This is a genomic window from Micromonospora acroterricola, from assembly GCF_003172955.1.
In the GTDB taxonomy this organism is placed as follows: Bacteria; Actinomycetota; Actinomycetes; order Mycobacteriales; family Micromonosporaceae; genus Micromonospora; species Micromonospora acroterricola.
This window is the reverse complement of record NZ_QGKR01000102.1, coordinates 1-2,924: the sequence shown is the minus strand read 5'-3', so window position 1 is coordinate 2,924 and position 2,924 is coordinate 1. Positions and strand designations below refer to the sequence as shown.

Annotated in this window: 3 protein-coding genes; all 3 read left to right on the top strand. The window is 72.9% G+C overall.

Going from position 1 to position 2,924, the window contains the following annotated elements; all coding sequences use genetic code 11:
* The first annotated feature begins 126 nt into the window (after positions 1–126).
* On the top strand, positions 127–882 hold the full coding sequence (locus DKT68_RS03050; protein ID WP_109815908.1) for a YidC/Oxa1 family membrane protein insertase: 756 nt from the start codon (positions 127–129) through the stop codon (positions 880–882).
* 71 nt (positions 883–953) lie between these two features.
* On the top strand, positions 954–2,360 hold the full coding sequence (locus DKT68_RS03045; RefSeq protein ID WP_109815907.1) for a carbohydrate-binding protein: 1,407 nt from the start codon (positions 954–956) through the stop codon (positions 2,358–2,360).
* A 148-nt stretch (positions 2,361–2,508) separates the two neighbouring features.
* On the top strand, positions 2,509–2,924 hold a 416-nt coding region (locus DKT68_RS03040), incomplete at its 3' end, for a cellulose binding domain-containing protein (protein WP_201748874.1).

Sequence of the window (2,924 nt, the reverse complement as noted above, 5' to 3'; positions counted from 1 at the left end):
GACCGGTGACGGCGGGATCGGCCGCGTAGCGCCCCGCCGCCGCGCGGCCGATCCCGCCGTCACCGGTCCTCCCGCCCGGCGGACGCCGGGGAGGACCCCACCGGAATCGGACCCGAGGGGTTTCCCATGCTCGCTTTCGCACCACTGCACGGTGTGGTCGGCGCCGCCGGCACCGCGCTGTCCTGGCTCACCGATCTGCTCGAACCGTTGGCCGGCAGCATGGCGACCGTCGCCGCCATCGTCCTGTTCACCGTCGCAGTCCGGCTGTTGATCTCGCCGCTCACCGTCGCGCAGGTCCGCGGGGAGCGGCGCCGGGCGGCGCTCGCCCCGCAGGTGCGCGACCTCCAGCGGCGGTACGCGGACGACCCGGCGCAGCTCCAGCGGGAGGTGTTCGCGCTGTACCGGTCGGCCGGCGCCAACCCGGTCGCCGGCTGCCTGCCGTTGCTGCTCCAGGCGCCGTTCCTGCTGGTGTTGTACCGGCTGTTCAGCACCAGCGAGGGCGGTACGGGGCTGCTGGAGGAGCGGTTGGCCGGGGTGGCGCTGGGTCACCATCTAAGCGACGGGCTGGCCGGGTCGGCCGGTCCGGTCTTCGCCGTCCTGCTGGCCGTCCTGCTGGTGGTGGCGTGGTGGTCGTCGCGGCGGGCCCGCCGGGCGTCGGCGGCCGTCGGCACGGTGGCCGGTACGCCCACCGAGGGCCCGGGTGCGGCCACCCTCGGCTGGCTGCTGCCCCTGCTGCCGTTCACGACGGTGCTGGTGGCGCTGGTGCTGCCGCTCGCCGCGGTGATCTACCTGGTGACCACGACAACCTGGTCGGCGCTGGAGCAGGCGGTGCTCCGGCGGCCACAGGCGGCTCCGGCGGGTGCCGACATAGATCGACGTTGACAACTGTGTGGACGAGACGTACAACTCTGAGAGAGCGCTCTCTCGACCCGTCCCCGCAGAGAGGCACGTCCATGTCACCTCCTCCGGCGGCCACCGCCGCCCCCGTCCGACGCCGGCTACGGCTGGCCTCCGTCCTGCTCGTCGCCACCACCACCGTCCTGGCCGGCGTCACCGTGACCGCGCAGGCGGCCGTACCGCCACCCCCGGCCGGCTGGAGCACGGTCTGGAGCGACGACTTCACCGGCGCGTCCGGCACCCTGCCGTCGGCCGCCAACTGGATCATCGACACCGGCCACAACTACCCCGGCGGCCCGGCCAACTGGGGCACCGGCGAGATCCAGAACTACACCGCCAGCACCGCCAACGTCAGCCACGACGGCGGCGGCAACCTCCGGATCACGCCGCTGCGCGACGCGGGAGGCGGGTGGACCTCCGCCCGGATCGAGACCGTGCGCAGCGACTTCAAGGCCCCGGCCGGCGGCGTGCTGGCCATCGAGGGCCGCATCCAGATGCCGAACGTCACCGGCGCCGCGGCGGCCGGCTACTGGCCGGCGTTCTGGGCGCTCGGCGCGCCCTACCGGGGCAACTACCAGAACTGGCCGGGCATCGGCGAGTTCGACGTCATGGAGAACGTCAACGGCATCAACTCGGTCTGGGGGGTGCTGCACTGCGGCGTCGCCCCGGGCGGGCCGTGCGACGAGTTCAACGGCATCGGCGCGTCCCGGGCCTGCCCGGGCGCGAGCTGTCAGTCCGCGTTCCACACCTACCGGTTCGAGTGGGACGCGTCGATCAGCCCCCAGGCTCTGCGCTGGTACGTCGACGGGCAGCTCTACCACACCGTCACGCAGAGTCGGGTCGGCGAGCCGGCCTGGTCGCAGATGACCTCGCACGCCGGCTATTTCCTGCTGCTCAACGTGGCGATGGGCGGGGCGTTCCCGAACGGGGTGGCCGGCAGCGGCACGCCGACCGCGGCGACCGTCCCGGGTCGGCCGATGCTGGTCGACTACGTGGCGGTGTACCGCCGCGGCGGCGGCACCACCCCGCCACCCACCACGCCGCCGCCGAGCGGCACGAGGGACGCGTACGGGCAGATCCAGGCCGAGTCCTTCAACGCGCAGAACGGGGTGGCCGTGGAGGCGTGCGCCGAGGGCGGGCAGAACATCGCCGCCCTGCGTAACGGGGACTGGGCGCGCTACGACAACGTCGAGTTCGGCTCCTCCGGGCCGCGGGACTTCGTGGCCCGGGTGGCCTCCGGCGCGGGCGGCGGGGCGAGCGGCCTCGTCGAGGTGCGGGTGGACAGCCCGACGGCGGCGCCGATCGGCAGCTTCGCGATCGGCAACACCGGCGGCTGGCAGAGCTGGCGCTCGGTGCCCGGCAACGTCGGCGCGGTGACCGGGCGGCACACCGTCTACCTCACCTTCAGCAGCGGCCAGCCGAACGACTTCGTCAACGTCAACTGGTTCACGTTCCGCCGCTGACGCGGTGCTTGCGGGCCGCCCGCCGCGTGGTGACGCGGTGGGCGGCCCATCCATCCACGTCGACCCCTGGACAGAAACAGTTAACTATCTTAATAATAAGCGGCAACGTTGACATCCATGGATGCCCGCACCGGGCGTGGAGGGCCGCATGAAACCCGCCAGATCCCTTGTCCTGTCCCTGGTCACCGCGCTCGCCGCCACGCTCGGCGCAGCCTGGGTCGCGCTGCCGGCGTTCGCCGCCGGAGCCACCGCCAGCTTCGTCAAGACCGCCGACTGGGGCTCCGGCTGGGAGGGGAAGTACACCATCACCAACGGCGGCGGATCGACCATCAACGGCTGGAGCCTCGCCTTCGACCTGCCATCCGGCACCACCCTCGGCAGCTACTGGGACGCGTTGCTCAGCTCCGCCGGCCAGCGGCACACCTTCACCAACCGGTCCTGGAACGGCAGCATCGCCCCGGGCGCCTCGGTCTCCTTCGGCTTCCTGGCCACCGGCTCCGGATCGCCGACCGGCTGCCAACTCAACGGCGCGGCCTGCGGCGGCGGCACCCCGCCGCCCACCAC